The sequence below is a fragment of the Aetokthonos hydrillicola CCALA 1050 genome, assembly GCF_017591665.1.
In the GTDB taxonomy this organism is placed as follows: Bacteria; Cyanobacteriota; Cyanobacteriia; order Cyanobacteriales; family Nostocaceae; genus Aetokthonos; species Aetokthonos hydrillicola.
On the sequence record NZ_JAAKGC010000050.1, the window covers coordinates 18,747 to 40,075 of the forward strand.

The 21,329-nt window shown below is 42.5% G+C and carries 12 protein-coding genes; 6 read left to right on the plus strand and 6 right to left on the minus strand.

The window, feature by feature from the left end; all coding sequences use genetic code 11:
- Positions 1-186: 186 nt before the first annotated feature.
- Together G4P69_RS22585 and G4P69_RS22590 are read right to left on the minus strand one after the other, a co-directional pair.
- Positions 187-816 (minus strand): response regulator transcription factor, encoded by a 630-nt coding sequence (locus G4P69_RS22585; RefSeq protein WP_208341704.1) that lies wholly within the window; start codon positions 814-816, stop codon positions 187-189.
- An 8-nt stretch (positions 817-824) separates the two neighbouring features.
- The gene (locus tag G4P69_RS22590) at positions 825-6,863 is read right to left on the minus strand and encodes an AAA family ATPase (protein ID WP_208341705.1); all 6,039 of its coding nucleotides are present in this window, start codon (positions 6,861-6,863) and stop codon (positions 825-827) included.
- 217 nt (positions 6,864-7,080) lie between these two features.
- Here G4P69_RS22590 and G4P69_RS22595 point away from each other — a divergent pair, with 217 nt between their 5' ends.
- Positions 7,081-7,824 carry a HesA/MoeB/ThiF family protein gene (locus tag G4P69_RS22595; protein WP_208341706.1) on the plus strand — a complete coding sequence of 248 codons (744 nt, stop codon included), beginning with the start codon at positions 7,081-7,083 and terminating at the stop codon, positions 7,822-7,824.
- A 6-nt stretch (positions 7,825-7,830) separates the two neighbouring features.
- Here the strand turns inward: G4P69_RS22595 and G4P69_RS22600 are convergent, their stop codons facing one another.
- Positions 7,831-8,430 (minus strand): PEP-CTERM sorting domain-containing protein, encoded by a 600-nt coding sequence (locus G4P69_RS22600; protein ID WP_208341707.1) that lies wholly within the window; start codon positions 8,428-8,430, stop codon positions 7,831-7,833.
- A gap of 471 nt (positions 8,431-8,901) precedes the next feature.
- On the opposite strand from G4P69_RS22600, the gene G4P69_RS22605 reads away from it, so the two are divergent.
- From G4P69_RS22605 to G4P69_RS22620, 4 genes are all read left to right on the plus strand, one after another.
- On the plus strand, positions 8,902-10,446 hold the full coding sequence (locus G4P69_RS22605; RefSeq protein WP_208351292.1) for a phytoene desaturase family protein: 1,545 nt from the start codon (positions 8,902-8,904) through the stop codon (positions 10,444-10,446).
- A gap of 462 nt (positions 10,447-10,908) precedes the next feature.
- Positions 10,909-11,538 (plus strand): Uma2 family endonuclease, encoded by a 630-nt coding sequence (locus G4P69_RS22610; protein ID WP_208341708.1) that lies wholly within the window; start codon positions 10,909-10,911, stop codon positions 11,536-11,538.
- 239 nt (positions 11,539-11,777) lie between these two features.
- A complete protein-coding gene (locus tag G4P69_RS22615) occupies positions 11,778-16,004 on the plus strand; it encodes a DEAD/DEAH box helicase (RefSeq protein ID WP_208341709.1) in 4,227 nt (1,408 codons plus the stop codon).
- Between the two features lie 196 nt (positions 16,005-16,200).
- Entirely contained in the window at positions 16,201-16,428 is a 228-nt protein-coding gene (locus tag G4P69_RS22620; protein ID WP_208351294.1) for a hypothetical protein, read from the plus strand.
- 61 nt (positions 16,429-16,489) lie between these two features.
- On the opposite strand, the gene G4P69_RS22625 is transcribed toward G4P69_RS22620, so the two are convergent.
- From G4P69_RS22625 to G4P69_RS22635, 3 genes are all read right to left on the minus strand, one after another.
- Complete coding sequence (locus G4P69_RS22625) at positions 16,490-17,173, minus strand: 2OG-Fe dioxygenase family protein (RefSeq protein WP_208341714.1); 684 nt, start codon at positions 17,171-17,173, stop codon at positions 16,490-16,492.
- Between the two features lie 875 nt (positions 17,174-18,048).
- Positions 18,049-18,798, minus strand: a complete 750-nt coding sequence (locus G4P69_RS22630) for an HpcH/HpaI aldolase family protein (protein ID WP_208341710.1) — start codon at positions 18,796-18,798, stop codon at positions 18,049-18,051.
- Positions 18,799-18,937: 139 nt separating this feature from the next.
- Entirely contained in the window at positions 18,938-19,318 is a 381-nt protein-coding gene (locus G4P69_RS22635; protein WP_208341711.1) for a VOC family protein, read from the minus strand.
- A 240-nt stretch (positions 19,319-19,558) separates the two neighbouring features.
- Here G4P69_RS22635 and G4P69_RS22640 point away from each other — a divergent pair, with 240 nt between their 5' ends.
- Positions 19,559-20,929: a cytochrome P450 gene (locus G4P69_RS22640; RefSeq protein WP_208341712.1), complete on the plus strand. Its 1,371-nt coding sequence runs from the start codon at positions 19,559-19,561 to the stop codon at positions 20,927-20,929.
- Positions 20,930-21,329: the final 400 nt, after the last annotated feature.

The window sequence follows — 21,329 nt, forward strand, 5'->3', positions numbered from 1 at the left end:
CGACTTTGAGCGTAATTTCCTTAGAAGAAGTTTAGTTTTGTTAATTCCGCTTTGGTCACTAGAGTTTGTGTTTGAGCATAATTACTTAATTATCTCATGCCTGAAACTTTCTTCACTTACCCCCTCCCCCAACCGCTAGATGAGCCCTAAAGGCGAAAAGGAAAAGGCTCACTCCCTTTCCCCCACTTACAAACTGACAATCCCACGCTTAACTGCAGTAATCACGGCTTTTGTGCGATCGCTCACTCCTAATTTGCTCAAAATGCGATTCACATGCGATTTGACAGTGCTTTCACCAATACTCAAAGCAGTCCCAATTTCCTGATTACCCATTCCTTGTGCCATCAAATGCAGCACTTCCAACTCTCGTTCACTCAGTTCTGGATTGCTCATTCGCTGCAATAATTTTGCGCCCACTTCTGGCGGAATGTATTTTTGACCATTATGAATGGCGCGAATGGCATTCAAAAGCTCGCCAAGTTTAGAATCCTTAAGCAAATAGCCTTGAGCACCCGCTTGTAAACCGCGATAGATATCTTCATCACCATCATAGGTTGTGAGTACCGCGATCCGAGCCTGCTTAAATTCAGCACAAATCGCCATTATGGCTTCAACACCTCCCATTTTGGGCATTCGTAAATCCATTAGTGTCACATCAGGTTGGTATTCTCGAAACGCGTCGATCGCTTGCTGCCCATCTTCAGCTTGAGCGATCACTGTCATTTCTGGATCGCGGTTAATGATGGTTGCTAGACCGTTTCTGACTATGGCATGGTCGTCAACAATCAGCACCCGAATTGTAGTGGATTGGCTCATTGTCATTCTCACTCTCTATTGATAGTGACGATAATTTCTGTTCCTCGTCCAGGCTGGCTTTGAATCGTTAGTTGTGCGCCAATGTGCTCTGCCCGTTCGCTCATTCCTAATAAGCCAAACCCACCCATCAAAGGAGTGCTACCTACTCCAAAGCCCCTGCCATTGTCTTTAACCCGTAAGACACAGTGTGTCTCCTTATACACTAACTCAACCCTAATTTCGCTGGCATAAGCGTATTTAATTGCGTTGGTTAATGCTTCCTGCCCAATTCTAAGTAAGTTATTCTCCACTTCGGTTGGTAAGAAATATGCTGTACCCTGAATTTCGCAAATCAGAGCCGTGTCGGTCTTCGAGCGCATTTGAGCCACTATACGATGCAGGGCACTCTCTAAATTACCTTCTTCTAGTAGCTGCGGACGGAGTGCTGATACAGATCGCCGTGCCCCTGCTAGCCCAGCGCGTGCTAGTTCTTCAATCATTTCCAGATGTAGTTGGGTTGCTTCCGGGTCATGCGCCAGCACTTGTGTTGCTGCTCCAACCTGAAGTAGAATACCTGTGAAGGATTGAGCCAGTGTATCATGAATTTCTCGCGCCATTCGGTTGCGTTCTTCCAGAATCGAAGCTTGCTGGGCGCGTTCGCGTTCGCGCAGTGCAGCGTTTCGCTGTTCGCTGATGTCAAGAATTATTCCTAGCATCCGTACAGGCTGTCCGGCTGTGTCATAAATGCCTCGACCTCGACCTACCAACCAATGAATACTGCCATCTGGATGAATGACTCGGTACTCAGCTTCAAAATCAGTATGAGTTGCTAGAGCTGTTGTAATAGCTTGCTCAACCCGATAAATGTCTTCTGGATAAACGCGATCGCGCCATGCCTGATAGCTGCTCTCAACCTCACCGGGAACTAACCCCAGCAATCGAGCAAAATTGTCGTTCCAATCTACTGTGTTCTCCGTGATATTCCAGCTCCAACTACCTATGTACGTGAAGTCCATCGTCAGCCTGCGTTGCTCTTCACTTTGTCGCAAGGCATTCTCCACACGTTGGCGCTCTTCAATCTCCTGCGAAAGGCGCAAAGTCCGCTCAGTAATTTGCTGTTCTAACGTTTGGTTGTAGTCGGCTAGAAGTTTCTCTGCTTGTTTGCGCTCAGTGATATCTTCAAAGGCTACAATAGCATAAGCTACCTTGCCCTGTTCGTCAAAAACTGGAGTGCCCCACACCTGAATGGGAATGGTGGCGCTATTTTGGCGAATTTCTATGTCATCAACAGTGGTGCGAGCGCCGCCCAATGCCCGAATAGCTGGCAGTTTTTCAGTGGGATAGATTTGATCCGTTCCCGTCTCATAAAACTGATAAGCCTCTGAGATTTGCTCCGGCAGCACGGCAGGATCAATTCCCTTACCCATAAGTTGAATGGCTCGCTGGTTGGCATAGTAAGGACGACCAGTTGCATCAATGATGCCAATTCCTACCGGAACTGCTTCTAGAAATTGAGTCATCCTGCTTTCGCTTGCCCGAAGCTTTGCATAGAGTTTGGCATTTTCAATAGAGATCGCTGCCTGCGTAGAAAGTAGGCTAAGAATTTGCGATTGCTCCGGTGTAAATGCCCCAGTTGCCAACTGATTTTCTAGATACAACACACCGATGAGCTTGCTTTGATTGAGCAGCGGTAAACAAAAGACTGATTGACTTTGGTGGTGTTGAATATAGGGATCATTAATAAAATTACCTTCACGAGTAGCATCATTGAGAATGACCGACTCATGAGTCCGAATCACATAATGAATGATCGATTCAGGTAAACGATTTGAGATCAAAGTCGATTGTAGCACTTTGGTTGCACAGGTCTGTGTACCTTCAATGAATTCACAGGTCGCTTCGATCATCCATTCTCCTGCGTTTTCTAAAAGTAAAGATCCGGTTTGTGCTCCAGCATTCTCAATGAGGATCTGCATTAAGGCGTGAAGCAGTCGTTCCAGTTCAATCTCGCTGGAAATCGTTTGGGATGCTTTCATTATTGTTGCTAAATCGAGAGCAACATGTGAGGTATTAGAGGTAGTTCCAGTAGCAGTGTGGATTGGCATGGAATTCACACTTGTTGATTGAGGAAAAAACTGAGGATAGTGAGCCTCCAAATTCCTCACCTTTGCCGTCGCACCCCACCGTTCATAGCAGTAGTGAGCTTCCTTCATATATATCTGGGCAAATTTTTCCAAACCTCGCGCCAGATAATGTTTAGCAGCTAATTCGTAAGCTAAGGCTTCTTCCTGAATATATCCGTTTTCTCTAGCGTCCTGAATCGCTTGTTCGTATAATTTTTCTGCCTCAAGCAACTGACCTAAAACTCGCGCTTTTTCTGCCTCGACTAAATGATATTTATGCAGAAAATTCATAGGCGCATGATGCGCCCATTTGTGCATTTTTTCCTGGTTGCTGCTCACGTTAAGGAACAATACTTTTTGTTCTGAATCAGGGACATGTGAATAAATTGTTAGTCGCACCAAAGAGTCGTAAAAGCAGAACAGTGGCATGGTTACTTGCCCTGGCGCACCTTTGAGATACCCCTCAGCCGCATTTGCATTGTTTAACGCTTGCGTAAACTGCCCAAATAAATAGCAGAGGATTAGCTTGTTGATGTAGAAATATTGAAATCCAAGAGAATCATTGTTTGCTAAATAGCGGTTCAATCCCTGTTGCTCATTGTAAGCAACGCCTTGTAAAGAGCAGGGATTATTAACCTGTCCTTGTAAGTTAAGCACTGCCTGCCAAAAAATTTGATGGTAATTCAAGCAAGTTTCCTGCTTCAATTGGGTGATGGCATGGCTATAATTCTCCATCTCCTTTTCTAATTCTGTCAGTTCTAATCCACTGAAATATAAATACTCACATTTTTGGTAAGCCGCTAAACCTGCAAATCCGAAATCTCCGGTTTCTACTCCGCTAGAGTAACTTTCCTGCAATAGGGATACAATCTCCCTAAAATGGGACTTTCCAAAGCTGATACCTTCCGCTACAATTAGAAAGGTTTTGCATTTAAGTTCTTGGGCATTCAGCCGTTCCACAAGGTTTAGGGCGAGTTGACCCAACTGATGAGCTTTCTCTACATCCTGAGTTGCTGCGGTGATAACGACTCCATAACAAGAATAGGCAACCGGAGAAGTGGGTGCATTGCCATACTGAATCGATAACTTGACTTGCTCACATGCCATCAGCCAAAACAGTGCAGGTACAGCCTGAAAGGCAGGAGAAGCGATATTTGAAATAGTCCGCATGGCTGCCAACCTACTGGCATCTGTCATTAAAGGTAAATGCGCCAAATCTTGAATATCCCTTCCTAGGAGAACTTCTTCTGTTTCTGAAAGTGCTTGTTGAATCTGCAATTCTGTAGGTGATTCTGGCAGGTTCAGCCCTAGTTTTGCCAACACTTGCAACCCGACTTTAATCGCGTCTAACTTGTGAGTTTGTGCTACATAGGTTTTGATTATGACCTCATGAACTTTCACTTCATCTAAAATGGTTTTGGCTTCTTGCAGAACAATAGCAACACATTGCTCCATCGCCAGAAAGTCACCAGATAGATAGGCAGTTTCTGCAGCTTCTTCATAAAGAACCAAACTGAGGTCATACTGGTGTTGCCAACTATCAGTTGCGAGTAACTCGATGCCTGCGATCGCATACTTGAAAGCTGCACTATAGGCAGTAGCCGCTTTAGCTTTTTGGGCTGCCATTAAGTTGAGTCTGGCAATGCTGTTTCGTTCCTGCCCAGAAACGACGAGATCAATCGCTAAATTAAGATGATCCACAATTTCAAACAGCCGCTCTGATAACTCCTCTGGCAACGTTTTTTCAAGCAGATTGCGACCGATTTGAAGATGAACCACCTGTTTGTGCGATTCATCGATTAGGGCATAAGCAGCTTGCTGGACGCGATCGTGCAAGAACTTATAGTTTTGCACTAACAGATCTTCATCTAATTCAGAAACAGGTCGAATCAGATCAGCTTGTACTGCTGTTAATAAATCCTGAAAAACTGTTTTAGGCGATCGCTCATCCACGATCGCTAGCGTTTTTAAATCAAATTCAGCCCCAATGCAGGCGGCTAGTTGAAGAAGCTGCTGCGTCACTTCTGGTAGTTTCTTTAACTTGCTCAACAGCAACTCCACCACATTGTTGGTGATGTTTTGAGTTTCAATCTGAGCAATGTTCCACTGCCAGTTTTGTTGCTCAGTTGCAAAGGTCAACCAATTTTCGCTATACAATAATCGCAAAAATTCATTGACGAAGAAGGGATTGCCCTCTGTTTTATGCAACACTAACTTCGCTAAAGTCCGAACAGTATCTTTATTGTGATGTAGCGTTTCAGCAATTAACTGGCTTAACGGCTCCAGCCCTAAAGGTGAAAGATTAATCTCCTGAAACACTGCACCTTGCTGTCGCAGTCTCTCTAGCATGAATACTAGTGGATGCGTTGGATTCACTTCATTATCCCGATAAGCTCCAATCAAAAGTAGGGATTGGGTTTGCTCATCTAGCAGCATCAGCTCGATTAACTTTAGCGTAGCTGAATCGATCCACTGCAAATCATCTAAGAAAATCACAAGCGGATGTTTCTTTGAACAAAACACCTGCACAAACTGCCCAAAGACTCGATTAAAGCGATTTTGTGCTTCCGTTGCACCAACGGACGGTACGGGTGGCTGCTTGCCAATAATTAACTCCACTTCAGGGATCACATCTATGATGATTTGTCCGTTACTTCCCAATACCGCTAAAAGGCGCGATCGCCACTGTTGCAATTGATTTTCTGGTTCACCCAGTAGTTGCCGTACCAACTTTTGTAGAGCATCCACAATGGCACTGTAGGGAATGTTACGCTGAAATTGGTCGAATTTCCCCCAGATAAAATAACCGCGCTTTGCCGTAATGGGTTTATACAGTTCTTGCACTAACACTGATTTCCCAATTCCGGCGTAACCAGAAACCAACATCATTTCAACTTTAAATGTTAAGTTACCTGTTTGTTCGCTCTCCCTAGTCGTTTGTGCATTGTCCTGTAAAACAGCGTTGCAATTATCCTCTGAGGTGACTAATCTTTCAAACGCTGCTAGTAATGCGCCAATCTCTGCTTCTCGTCCATACAGTTTTTGCGGAATTTGAAATTGTCCCGAAACGTCTTGCAAACCCAGTTGAATACTGTTAATGTAACGGACTTCCTCTAATTGGTTAGCACACATTTCTAAGTCCGCTTTGACTCCCCAAGCACTTTGATAGCGATCTTCTGCATTTTTCATCATCAGTTTCAAAACAATATCTGAAACGACTTTGGGAATCGTTGCATTCAACTCATGAGGCGGAGGCGGCTGTTTGGCAATATGACAATGGACTAGTTCAAGCACGTCCGTTGTGGGAAACGGTAGCTGTCCGGTGAGCAGTTCGTAAAACGTTACACCGAGCGAGTAAAAATCAGTGCGGTAATCGAGCAGACGGTTCATCCGCCCTGTTTGCTCGGGAGACACGTAGGCGAGTGTCCCTTCTAAAACGTGAGGGCTTTTGAAGGTGGGATTCGTGTGATTAAATCGTGTGGCTATCCCGAAATCAATGATTTTGACTGCACCAGTATCTAGATTTAAAACAATGTTGCCAGGGTTGATATCCTTATGAATGACATTAGCTGCATGGATTTTGCCCAGAATATCTGTTAGGTTGATGGCAAGAGGCAAAAAAGCAGATAAGGGCATGGGTAAGAAATCTGGACGTTTTTGCATCCATCGCTCTAGGGATTCTCCGCCAAAATCTTCTAAAAAAATAACGAGTGTACGTTGATACTCCTGCTGGCTGTGTGCCTTGACCACGCCTTCTATGTTCAGGGAGCGGGTCATTTCATATTCTTGTTTGTAGCGAGTTAATTCTTGAGATGAGGGATAATCTTGCTTTAGCATTTTGACGATAATTGGCAGATTATCTCGTACTCTGATGCCACGGTATACTAGAGATGCCGAACTTTCATAGATTTTACTTTCGATGGCAACTCCGGTTAGGGCTATCATTGAGCTTTCTCCCGATGGGTGTCATAAGCGTGTTGACCAATTATACCTTTCATTACAGGACTTCAACAAAAAACTATCACGAAAACAAATACTATGCTGAATGAACTTTTTGATTCTAAGAAGAAAGTTTACCTATTTTTTTGGTAAATCGTAGAATCTGCTACAGTTTGACTCACTTCAACAGTGCTAGTCTTCACGAAGAAAACGGAGGTAAAAAGTGACCACTCTGACGCCGAAAGAGTTAGAACGATATCATCGCCAAATGATGCTCCCGAATTTTGGCTTAGAAGCACAGAAGCGCCTTAAGTCAGCAACAGTTCTAGTAACAGGTGTCGGAGGATTAGGTGGTACAGCAGCACTATACCTCTTGGTAGCAGGTGTTGGCAAGCTGATCCTAGTCAGAGGAGGGGATCTGCGGCTTGATGACATGAATCGTCAAATTTTGATGACAGATGATTGGGTAGGTAAGCCCAGGGTTTTCAAAGCAAAAGAAACTCTCCACGCGATCAATCCCGACGTTCAGGTGGAAGCAGTTAATGATTACATTACCCCTGAGAATGTGGACTCTTTGGTAAAGTCGGCTGATATCGCTCTTGACTGTCCCCACAACTTTAGGGAGCGCGATTTGTTAAATGAGGCTTGTGTACGCTGGGGTAAGCCAATGATAGAAGCAGCAATGGATGGGATGGAGGCTTACCTGACCACTATTATTCCGGGTGTAACGCCGTGTTTGTCTTGCTTGTTTCCAGAAAAGCCTGATTGGGATCAACGTGGTTTTGCGGTGATAGGAGCGGTTAGTGGAACACTCGCATGTTTGACAGCTTTAGAGGCTATTAAGGTAATTACCGGGTTTGAGCAACCCCTATTGTCACAACTACTGACAATGAACTTAACCCGGATGGAATTTGCTAAGCGCCATTCATATCGCGATCGCGCTTGTCGAGTATGTGGGAATAAATAGACGCAATTATTTTAGCACTCGCCTTTTGTTCCCCACCGTTACCAATAGACCAACAGCAACTAACATCGCAGGTATAGAATCTGATTCAGGAACTGGTACAATTCGACCCGCACCACTGATTGTATTAGTAAAAACACCAAAATCACTGACTCGACGACCTGTTGTGACTAAAAAGTAATCTCTCCCAGCAGTCAGTGGTTGGTTGAATGTGACCGTTTCAGCATTATTAGTAGTATCTGCGATCAAAACATTGGTTAATTGTTGCGCTGGGTTGAAACTGTCCTGATATAAAGCTAAAAAGATATCCCACGGTGTGTTTTGCGGTGGAGTAGCTTCAGACACACCACTTATGGTGTATGAGCCAGACTGAGTTACTGTAAAATCGAACACACTGTACGGAACACTCATTCCCAAGTTACCATCTTTTTCCCCAGATAAGAGAGTGGGCGGATTACCTGGTGCTACACGCCGCCAAATTGCTTGATTTGTTGTATCACCTTGATAAGTCAAAACGGATGCTCTTGAAGGTTTAGCAGTAGCAAAAGCAGCTAACGCTAGACCGAAAATAACAACTAATAATTTTTGAGAGGACTTTGTTTTTAACATAAAACGAAGTAGGATTAGGTATTAATACTTTTAATAATTGATAGTTTTTACTTGATTAGGAGCCAACTTTCTCTGAACTGCAATGCTGAAATCACCCTAAACTTTTTTCTCGGCAGGTAATGTTCTTAACTATACAAAGGAAACAGTATCAATATAGTTGAAAAATAGTCAACCATTTATGTGAGCAAATTCTGACACTTTCACCTTTGGCGATCGCTTCACTGCTGGGCAAAGCGCAGATCCCTGTTTCGGTTTTCTGATATCTTGCACCTGGACTGTCAGCTAGCCAGCGATTTAAATCGCTGGCTGATAGCTAAAGTCCTCTCAAGAGGACTGCTCAAAGATTTCAGTCCATTGAAATGGACTTAAGCTATTAGCCCAGAACTTAAGTTCTGGGCGGGATATCGGGCTTGTTTCAGCAAAGAAAAAGTAGGAAGCTAGTTTAATAGCGAATTCCATACAAAAATTCTTATGACAGGATCGACTGTAGATATAGTTGTCGTTGGTAGCGGGGTTAGTGGCTTAAGCTGTGCTGCATTGCTCGCTCGTTATGGTTTTAATGTTATAGTCTGCGAGAGCCATTCAATTCCAGGTGGTGCTGCTCATGCTTTTGAACGTCAGGGATTCAAGTTTGACTCAGGACCTTCACTTTACTCTGGACTGTCCTATAGTCCTTCCCCCAACCCTTTGCGACAAGTGCTAGACGCAATAGGCGAAGATGTTCCATGGGTGACTTACAATAAATGGGGTTGTTGTCTCCCAGAAGGCGATTTTGATACGTCGGTTGGGACGCAAGAATTTTGTGAGACTTTGACAAAGCTATGTGGTGAAGCTGCTTGTGTTGAGTGGCAAAAGCTTCAACATGTGATGGAGCCGTTTAGTAAAGCAGCGATCGCGCTACCAGTAGCTGCGGTACGCTTTGACTTAGGTGCAGCTATAACACTAAGCAAATATGGTCGATCTATAGTAAAGCATATTCCAAATATCGTTAAGCTGACAGGATCTTTCTCGCGGATCATGGACGAGGTTGTTAATGAACCTTTCACCCGCAACTGGCTCAACTTACTTTGTTTTCTGCTTTCTGGACTACCAGCAGATGGAACCAGTGCAGCAGAGATGGCGTTCATGTTTGCCGATTGGTATCGACCAAATGTGGTGCTAGACTATCCTATTGGTGGTAGTGGTGCTTTAGTTGACGCACTGGTTCGTGGACTCAAGCGACATGGGGGTGAGTTAATGCTTAGATCTCATGTTGACCAAGTTCTTGTAGAAGGAAACCGTGCAGTTGGTGTACGTCTAGATAATGGCAAAGAGATCAGGGCAAGTCGGGCAGTTGTCGTAGCTGCATCAGTATGGGATACTTTAAAGCTAATTCCAGAGAAAGCCCTGCCAAATCAATTTCGGGCAAAGCGACAGGCTACACCTGAGTGTGATAGCTTTATGCATCTCCATCTTGGGATTAACGCACAAGCATTACGCTCAGACTTAGCGTGTCACTATATTGTAGTTAATGACTGGGTCAAGGGTGTAATGGCTCCTCAAAACGTTGTGTTAATTTCAATTCCGTCAATTCTCGATCCATCACTCGCACCACCAGGAAAACACGTGATTCATGTTTATACACCTGGGAATGAGCCATACGATCTCTGGATGGGAATGAAACGGGGAAGTCAAGAGTATCTACAACAAAAGCAGATACGTGCAGAAGTCATGTGGCAAGCCTTAGAGCGGATTATTCCAGATATTCGCTCACGTTGCGAAGTGACTTTAGTTGGTACACCCCTAACGCATGAGTACTTTTTACGACGCCATCGCGGTTCATATGGTCCTGCCATTCGAGCTGGTTCTGGTGTCTTTCCCGGTCCAAAAACACCCCTATCAGGGTTGCTGTGCTGTGGAGATTCGACGTTCCCTGGTATTGGTCTACCAGCAGTCGCCGCTAGTGGGATGATGGTTGCGAATTCTATTGCAAGTGTAAAGCAGCACTTAGAAATGCTGAGGGATTTGAGAAACTGAGACGTAGCGCGATCGCCTTCTTGATGACCTAGAGCGCTGGTCCACTAATATATATTGACAAAATCTAAAGTATGTGTGATGGGATAAAATGGCTATTTTCGGTAAAATGTCAGGGTCAGATTTTTAGCGATCACCTAAAAACAAACACTAAAATCCCCTCTTTACATTATCTGCTCACGAGAATTGGCGTTTTTACTTTGCGCGATCGCTCTTGTGGGTTTTCCTGATCTTGTAGGTGCTTGCAGGGGGCGCGTTTACTCTTAACGAGTGTTGCGATCGCTTCCCATTGAAACTTGTATCGGGGAAAAGCTGTTAGAGTTTTAGAAATACATAACTACCTAAAATACAATAGAATAGAAGAAATTTCAATGTTTTTCACCAGAAAAAATCCATTGCCTATTCCCAATTGCCTACCTTCACAACATTTTTATACTAAGCCGATTACTGATTCTGCGAGGAATTATGCTGCTAACAGAAAGTCGCGCTGATCGAGTGGTTCTCCACAATATCACCTGGCAACAATTCGAGAATTTAATAGTAGACTTAGGTGAAAGTCGTGCAGCTAGAATAGCTTACGATGATGGTATGTTAGAAATTATGACACCATTACCAGAACACGAATATTACAAAGAAATAATTGGTGACATCATCAAAGATACGGCTGAAGTATTAGAGATAGATTATGAATGTTATGGCTCAACTACCTGGAAGAGAGAGTTCAAAAAGGCTGGGCTCGAATCTGATAACTGTTTTTATTTCCAAAATGAAGCTTTAATTAGAGGTAAGCTCAAGTTTGATTTAAATCAAGATCCACCTCCTGATTTAGCTTTAGAAATTGATGTCACCAGTAAATCTTTAGATCGCTTTCCAATCTATGCGCGGTTAGGCGTACCTGAAATTTGGTCTTACGACTCTGGAGAAATAAAAATTTACCAGTTGCAAGGTGAAGAATATGTCGAAAGAGAAGCCAGTTTAGTGTTTCCTAATCTGAATATTCGAGAGATTCCATCACTAATTGAAAAATACCGCATGGCAGGAAGACGAGTTTTCCGACAGGCAATTAGGGAATGGGTGAGGAATCAGGAGTCGTAATAAATACCTATAGTTGTTTCAGACTTGTAGGGGCGAATGGCATACTCTAGGTATCTGTAGGATAAATGGTATTATTTCACCATGATTCAATTCCCACAAAATTCAATTCTGACTCCTGACTTCTGACTCCTGACTCCTGACTCCTGTATTCTTTCTTCTAAAATTCTGGTAGTCTTATATCTCAGATTGCGGCAACTCTGGTAACAAGTTCTACTGAAGTGCCTAACAATGGCGTTGAGATGACTACCATGATAGATTCTGAAACTGATATCCCAATCCTACAAACCCAACTTGCTCAAGACTACCGCCAGCTATCAGACGTAGACCGGAAAATTGTACAATTATTTTCGGTAATTTATGAACCGATAAACAGAATTTTGTTCCAGAATTGCATTAACCAAATCGGTGCGTTAGACGAAAACAATAAACCTTTTGTTAACAAAACTTTAAGTCGCCATATTGATAAATTGTTGTCAGCAGGGTTGCTAGTTCAGGAAAGTGGACAAGGTCCTCAATGTCATCCACTACTGGCAGAGATTGCTACTCGTGATGCGGTAAAAGCAGGTAGTTTTGAACTACTAGCAACCTGTGTGTCAAAAATTTTACCAATATCTACTTATTACACAAATGGACCCTGGCATTTTAAGAGTAAACGCCAATTTTTCCGGGAAGTTCGTATTGGTCTTTATCGCCAAGACCTTAATGCCATTAATAAATATATCGAAGACTACAACAAATATAGTCGCCAAGATAAGATCTATGGAGATGATATCTTCGAGGAGGTCTGTAATAACCCATTTGATGCTGATTGGTTTAGAACTTTACCACAAAACCTATACGAGAGCGGTATTTCTAGCATCTTAGCGAATTCATCTCTACAATGTTCTCCCGCAGAAGAGCCGTTTGAACTACTCAAAGAAGAATGCGAGACCCCCGGAGGAAACTGCTCAGATTATCTCAAGCTAATTTTAACAGAACAACTGCTTCTACGAGGTTGTATACAAGAAGCGCAACAGACTTTAGAGGGTCTATCTGACAAATATCAAGATAATGCTGCCGTATTGTGGGGGTGGCTGAATTTTCTGCGGGGTGAAAACGACCAAGCAATTAAGTATTACACCATTGGTCTTAAAGCCCTTAAAAAAGCCAAGGGCAAGCAAAAAATATATTTTAGTACGATGGGTGGCTTGTTTTTTATCTTGGCTCTTTTAAAAGATGGTTCGCCTAATCACCTTCGACAAGCTGAAGAGTACGCAGGTTTGATTTCCCAGCAGCCAGAGCATTGGCTGAAGACTATTTATGGGAGATTAAAAATAGTGGCACAAGTCCAGCAAGGTGATATCGCCCAAAAAGAATTTATACTCAGCGTTCAAGTTCCTCACATAGAAGAAAATCACAGCTTAGAGACTCTCTTCTGTGCCTTGTGTTTATATTGGGTAGATCTTGACAAGGCAAAAAAGCGCTTGCCGAGGTTATTAGAACCGTTATATCAGCGAGCAGTAACATCTGGTTACTACTGGCTAGCAATGGAAACAGCAGAACTGCTGTCTCGACTTAAACCCCGCAGCACCTACGATACCCAAGCAGCAATATTACGTCAAGATAAAAACAGTTACAGTATAGTTAACCTAATCCAACCTCAAGAACCTTGGCAGCTTTGTTTAAAAGCACTGGCAAATCTACACAAACAACCAGATGAACCTGTAAAAGATGACGCAGAATTACGCTTAGCATGGTTTATTACTTTCTACCCCAGCAAATGTATATTGCAACCTCGCGAACAAAAAATTAACGCCAAAGGGGAGTGGGGTAAAGGTCGCCCCATCGCTATCAAGCGTCTAAGCACGGATTTGGGTGAGTTTGATTATCTCACGCCGCAGGATATTCGGGTATGCCGGTGCATTGAAACATTTTCTACTTACCAATATGGATATCACAACAAAACCGAGTACACATTTAATGCAAAGGCAATATTAGCATTGGTTGGACACCCGTTGGTTTTCTGGGAAGATGCACCAACCATCCGCGTAGAAATTGTTAAGGGCGAGCCAGAATTACTGGTAAAAAAACGGAAAAACGGTCGCTTAACTTTGGAATTTGTCCCAAAACTGATAGAGTCGGAGAACATTCTAGCTCTTAAAGAAACCCCAACCCGTATAAAAGTTATTGAAATTAATGCCGAACACCGACGCATAGCAGAGATTATCGGTAAAGAGAATCTGTTAGAAGTGCCTGCTATTGGGGAGACGCAAGTCTTAGAAGCCATCAATGCTGTCTCTGGAATTGTAACCGTACATTCTGATATTGGCGGGGGTTTGTCAGGAACCGAAGAAGTACCAGCCCAGAGTATACCCCATATTCACTTATTACCTGCTAATACTGGATTGAAAGTATGCTTGCTATCTCGCCCCTTTGCCCAAGGTGGTTCTTACTATCGTCCTGGTACGGGTGGGGAAACTGTGATTGCAGAGATTGACAGTAAGCGTTTACAAACCAGACGAAATCTGCATGAAGAAAAGCAACTTGCCAATACTGCTATAGCAGCTTGTCCAACCTTAAACAGGGCTGAGGAACAAGATGGTGAATGGTTAATAGAAGAGCCAGAAGATTGTTTGGAACTGCTGCTAGAACTGCAAGCACTCAAGGAAACCGTAGTGATAGAATGGCCTGAAGGAGAAAAACTGCGTGTCAAACACCAAGCAGATCTCAAAGATTTCCAGATGACCATTCAACGTGAACATGATTGGTTTGGTGCTACTGGAAACTTAGTATTAGATAAAGATCTAGTGCTGGATATGCAGCAACTACTAGAACTATTGGATAAAACCCCAAGTCGTTTTATCCCTCTTGGTGATGGGCAATTTTTGGCTTTAACCCAAACATTTCGCAAACGCCTTGACGAATTGCGGGCTTTTTCCGAAAAACATAGCAAAGGTATACGCTTTCACCCACTAGCAACATTAGGCTTAAAGGATTTGGTAGATGAGGCGGGTAAGGTAAAAACAGACAAATATTGGAAGGCTCATATCCAGCGCTTAGAGGAGGCGCAGAAATTGCAACCAGAACTCCCTTCTACGTTCCAAGCTCAATTGCGCGATTACCAGATGGAGGGTTTGACTTGGTTGGCGCGTCTGGCTCATTGGGGTGTTGGAGCTTGCTTAGCAGATCAAATGGGACTGGGTAAGACGGTGCAGGCGTTAGCTGTCATCCTCATGCGAGCCAGTGAGGGACCGACTTTAATTGTTGCACCTACTTCTGTATGTATGAATTGGGTGAGTGAAGCAGGCAGGTTTGCTCCTACTATTAATGTAGTTCAATTTACCAGTGGCGATCGCCAAAAATTACTCGATAAGCTACAACCGTTTGATATGTTGGTATGTAGTTATGGTTTGTTGCAGCAGGAAGAAATATCCCAAATGCTTTCTCAGGTGCAATGGCAAACGATTGTGCTAGATGAAGCTCAAGCAATCAAAAATATGAGTACTAAACGCTCTCAGGCGGCGATGAACCTTAAAGGTGGTTTCAAACTGATTACCACTGGGACTCCGATTGAAAACCACCTTGGCGAACTGTGGAATTTGTTCCGCTTTATCAATCCTGGGCTTCTAGGTTCATTTGAAAGCTTCAATCAACGCTTTGCTATCCCAATTGAGAAATTTCAGGATAAACTCTTACGCAACAAATTGAAAAAACTCATTCAACCATTTCTGTTGCGTCGCACGAAAAATCAGGTACTGGAAGAATTACCCTCGCGTACTGAAATTTTGTTGCATGTGGAGTTGAGTCGGGAGGAAATGGCTTTTTATGAAGCGTTGCGTCGCGAGGCTATATCTAAACTAACCGAAACTGACGCAACTGCTGGTCACAAGCATTTGCAAGTACTAGCAGAAATTATGAAACTCCGCCGAGCTTGCTGTCATCCTAGTTTGGTGATGTCTGATACTAAACTATCTAGCTCGAAACTGCAACTTTTTGGTGAGGTGCTGTCTGAACTGCTGGAGAATCACCATAAAGCCCTTGTGTTTAGTCAGTTTGTTGATCATTTACACATTATACGCAATTATTTGGATGAGAAAGGTATTAATTATCAATACTTGGATGGCAGTACCCCCGCTCCAGAGCGTAAAAAACGGGTAGATGCTTTCCAGGCTGGGATAGGAGATGTATTTTTAATCAGCCTTAAGGCTGGTGGTACTGGTCTTAATCTTACTGCTGCTGATTACGTCATTCATATGGATCCTTGGTGGAATCCCGCTGTGGAAGATCAAGCTTCAGATCGTGCTCATCGTATAGGACAACAACGCCCAGTTACTATTTATCGCTTAGTAGCTAAGGACACTATTGAAGATAAAATTGTGGAGTTGCATCACCATAAGCGAGATTTAGCAGACAGCTTGCTCGAAGGTACTGAGCTCAGTGGCAAAATCTCAACAGAGGCGTTACTCGAATTGCTTAACGAAAGTTAATATATTTTGGGTTGTAAAGTCCCTATGAAAAATTGAGTGAGAGAACTTACACAACTGCATAACCTGCTCTTTGCTTCAACTAATTGTACTTTGTTGGGAAATTTATCAAGTCCACCAAAGCATAATACAGATTTATTATTTTGGCTTCTTAACCAAGTCTAAGTTTGTTAATGATTCCCGGAGTTAGCTATCAGCCATGAAAAAGTTTATTATTATCTCAAGCACGTCCCTAATCTGTTTGCTCATCAGTTACTTTGGTACTCAAGTAGTGGGTAAAAAAACAGCCTATGTTATAGGAGGCGGGATGTTTTTTATTGGAAGTTCTGCTCTAATCGCGCAGACAATAGGCGATCGCAAAGCTAATGCCTTAAACCCTATCGCAGAGTACAGCAGCCACTCATCAAGCACCAAAAGAAGTAGTTAGCTATTGACTGAGATAAATCGCAGGGTGTTGCACTTACAAACTAAGGCGGAGAAACTCTAGGTTAGGGTTTGCTCTTCATTGCAATTAATCCTGGGCAGGTAAAAACGAATACATCACGGATACCACTCTTAGAGTTTTTGACTTTGATCGCAGAAGTATAGTGGAGAAATTGGCGATCGTTAAATATCAAAAAATCACCTTTGTTGAGAATCTGTGTGAAAACTGGGGGTTCATCTTTAAATTTGTACAGATGAGTTTCTCCGCCTTCAATGTTTTCTCGATTCACACAGAATATCCCTACCAAGTCTACTCCATCTCTATGAATGCCCTCAGGGGCTGGGTTACCAATTTTTTGATCTGAAGTGGTAGTTCTAATTTGATGAACGCCGATCTCGTCAAAGGTGGAACACAGTTTACAAAACTCGAAGAACTCCCGGACAATTTTTTGAAAATCTTCTAACTCTATCAATGTATCATCTATTTCTGGATATTCTCTAATAACGTCTCCTAAGAGCGGATTATATTCTTTACTTTGAAAAAAGCGTCCATGTGACAATTTCATCACTTGATCAGAAGTCACTCTAAAGTGAGAGAAGCGCCTTAACCGGTAGTTGTCTTCTAAGTAAGGATCGATAGGAAGATTATCAAAATAGCTCTTTAGCCTATCTAAATTGACAGAATTTAGTGTTTCTATAGCGTAGTCGGTAATACAATTGAAGTTTTGTTTGGTCAAAGATGTCAGCATCATAATTGCCTCCTGTGGCTTGATCTACTTCAGATCGTTCAGGCAATTCTCTAGTCATTTATGAAGAAGAATACATGCGTCAGTCGCCAGGAGTCAGAATGAAGTTTTTGGTTTAAAACCTCGTCTACTCGTTACCAACACAGGGGTTGAAACTTTTGCTAAAACACTATCCCTTTACGGGTAGCGTATTCTGGCTCCTGAATTCTGTCTCCTGACTCCTTTTAATAAAACTATCTGTAATTGCCAGCACTCTAGCAATTGGGCTCTATAACTTCCGAACGAGTTCAGATAGCGATTAGCTTCTAGTCAAGATTTGAGCCAATCAGAATTTTGCGTGTTTCTGTTCGCATTGATCAACTAAGCTTACGTTGCACCCAATGCGAAGATTTTACTGAAACACAATAAATTCCAATGATTCAGCAAACTCTTCTAAGATGGGAATGCAGTTTAGTTAAACTGGCTTCTTAATGAACCCTCACTATTAACAATCTGTTTTTCTATTTTTTCGCTCTTTTGTGCCGAGTATATTTTATTTTATTAACCTATTTCCTATTATAATCCCAATTTTTTTAAATATTGCTACACGTCAAAAATCTTACCCTGGACATACGCCGTACCCTGAGTCTTGCGGACACGCCGTCACCAATTCCTGGAGAGCAGAGGTTGCTCTCCAATGTGAGAAGCTAGATTCAATTAACTGATATCTTGCATCTGGGCTGTCAGCCAGCCAGCGATTTAAATCGCGCTTCTGATAGCTAAAGTCCTCTCAAGAGGACTGATCCAGGATTTCAGTCCATTTCAATGGAATGCGCGCTATTAGCCCGGAACTTAAGTTCTGGGCGGGATATCGGGCTAATTCAGAATGGTGCAAGATGTCAGTTAATCTCTTCAAGAGTTTGTTTTGCTAATTTCCAGAGATACATTGAGTCAACACCTACCGCAATCAAGCTATATCCTGCTTCTTTTGCCGATATAGCACCTTGAGAATCTGTAGTAAAAATGCCTACTGGTATACCTTTGTTCAAACAGGTTTCTTTAACAGAAGCAATTACCTTGACTACATCAGGATGATTAACTTGACCAGTCAATCCCATACTACCCGAAAGGTCAAATGGGCCAATAACTATAGCATCAAAACCAGGAACATCAATTATAGATTCAAGATTCTTTACTGCATCAATGTGTTCAATTTGTAGAACAATGACTATGTTTTCGTTTGCTGTTTTGAAGTACTCTGGAAGACTCATCCCATAGTTTTGTGCTCTAGCAACCCCAAGACTTCGACTTCCTTGTGGGGGATATAAGCAAGCTTCAAGGGCATATTTGACTTCTTGAGGGGTTTTGATTTGAGGCAGAATTATCCCATCACATCCTGTATCTAGTACTCTTTTGATCCAAACGCTGTCATTCCAAGGTACCCGAATTAAATTTGCGCAGCGCCCACCAGTTGCTTGCATAATTAACTGAACTTTTTCTAAACTGAGGGGACTATGTTCCATATCTATCCAAAACCAGTCAAATCCAAGTTGGGACAAAGCTTCAGCCGTTTCTGTGCATGGGAGTGTGATTACAGAACCAATCAGAGTTTCTTTCTGGTTCAGTCTTTGCTTAAAGTTAATTGCCATTAAAAAGTCTCCGAGCCTTTGCTCGTTAAGAAAAATGCCATTCTACTCAAGCTTACCAAGCGCGTCAGTTGCTGTGTCCCGATTCAAAACTTAAAAGTCAAAATAGTTACTTTAGAAGAAAATCTCGCTACTACGAAACTCAATCATTCTCAAAACGTTGAATTTCAATCAAGTAACCATCAGGATCGCGGAGAAAACAATGATATATTTTATACTTTTGGTTAAATGCAGGTGGCTTTTCAAATTTAACCCCACGCTCTTTAAGGTACTCATACCATTCATCGACTTGCTGAGTTACGAGGGTGAAAATGACACCTGTTGGTTTACCATCTGGAGGAGTAGCAGTTTCACTTGCTTGACATATGCCTAAGTACCCAGAGTTACTGACAGCGTAAATTCGACAACTTCCTTGGTCAAGCCATAAGCTCAACCCTAGCTTATCTTCATAGAACTCTGTTGAGGCAGCTTGGTTACGAGTGTATAAGAAAGTAATCTGTTGTTCAATTGGTGGGTGAGACATAAAGTTTTGGGATGATTTGGTTCACAGTTAGGGATTTAACCACACTATTTAACTACAAAAAATAAATTTTACAAATACGGAGTATTTTCTAGAACTAAAAGCTTAAAAACTGGCAGTAATAAAATATGAATTTTCAAAAAATGAAGGTAAAATCAGTAGTTAAAATATCAAATTAAATAGAATTAATTATTTAAAGTTAGTTTGATTTGTAAAAGGGAATAAAATCTGCAAAAAGAGCCTATGAAACTACCAAATGGTCCGCAAACCCCAGGGATAATACAGATGCTACAGTGGATTGTTAGCCCCATGTCGTTTATGGAAAGCTGTGCCAAGCGCTATGGGGACATTTTCACATTGCAGTTAAATCGTCCTGTGGTTTTCGTTAGTGACCCCTCAGCGTTGCAGCAGATTTTGAGCAGCGACACTAAGGAATTTGAGGCTCCCAGTGATTGGAATACTACGTTTGAACCAATGCTGGGGAAGCATTCTGTGATCACCCTCAGTGGTGAAGCCCATCGTCGTCAACGGCAGTTGTTATTACCTCCCCTTCACGGAGATCGAATGCGAACCTATGGAAATGTCATTGGCGATATCACACAGCAAATCATCAACCAGTGGCAGCTAGGTAAGCCTTTTGATGTCCGCTCTGGGATGCAAGCAATTACACTGCGGGTAATAATGCAGGCAGTGTTTGGGCTATATGAGGGTTCACGCGCTCAAGAGCTAGAGAAACTTTTGGTTGCCATGTTGGAAAATCGGTCTCCCTTACAAGTAGTCATACTTTATTTTCCGGCTCTACAACGAGATTTAGGCCCTTTAACTTCTTGGGGAACCTTTCTCCGCCGTCGGGAGCAAGTTAACCAACTTTTATACGCACAAATTCAGCAATATCGAGAGCATCCAGATCCATCTCGCACAGATATTCTCAGCTTGCTAATGACAGCAACTGATGAAGCAGGACAATCAATGACGGATGTCGAATTACGTGATGAATTGATAACTTTGTTAACTGCAGGTCACGAAACCACGGCAACAGCTTTAACTTGGGCATTATATTGGATTCATAAACTGCCAGAAGTGCGCCAAAAGTTACTCGAGGAACTCGATAGCCTGGGCGATAACCCAGATCCGAACACCCTTTTTAAATTACCTTATTTAAACGCTGTTTGCTGCGAAGCGTTGCGGATTTACCCAGTTGGGATGCTTACCTTTCCACGAGTGGTAAAAACACCTGTATCTCTATGTGGCTGCGAACTCGAACCCGGTACAGTCTTGCTCGGTTCAATTTATCTCACTCATCAGCGTGAAGATTTATACCCGCAACCCAAGCAGTTTAAGCCAGAACGCTTTTTAGAACGCCAATTTTCAGCTTATGAGTTTTTACCTTTTGGCGGTGGTGCAAGACGCTGCATTGGTATGGCATTTGCCCAGTATGAAATGAAAGTGGTACTGGCAAAAATTCTTTTGCAACTAGAATTGGCACTAGTAGATAACCGCGATGTGCACCCTAAACGTCGTGGTTTGGTTACAGCACCTGCTCACCCTATTCAAATGGTTGTTAAAGGTCAACGATCAAGGAAGTCAAAAACTTTGGCATCTATCTCTGGTTGAGTTTTTCAATCACGCCAATTTGATATAGTTTTCAATATCTTCGGAGGGTGGGTAATGCCTACCCTTAGAAATTTGCAACAAAAGAAATTCAGTAGATAGTGGCGCTGTGATCTTTGATTTGAGCGATCGCGTAAATCTCTAGCTCGCGTGTTGATAACCCAGATTGCGCACTTCACCATGTAATACGCGTAGATTTCCAAAAATTCACTAGCATGGTTAAATGAAGAACATAAATCTCGAATGGATTTAAATATTAATACTTAACAGTTTGACCATTATTAAGAATTTTTCTTGAAAAGGGGGATAATTCATTTTGAAGTGCGCAATGTGGGTTGATAAGTTTTTATGGTTCAAGATAATGTTCCCCACTTTTCTTCCATCACAAGTTAATCAACTCAAA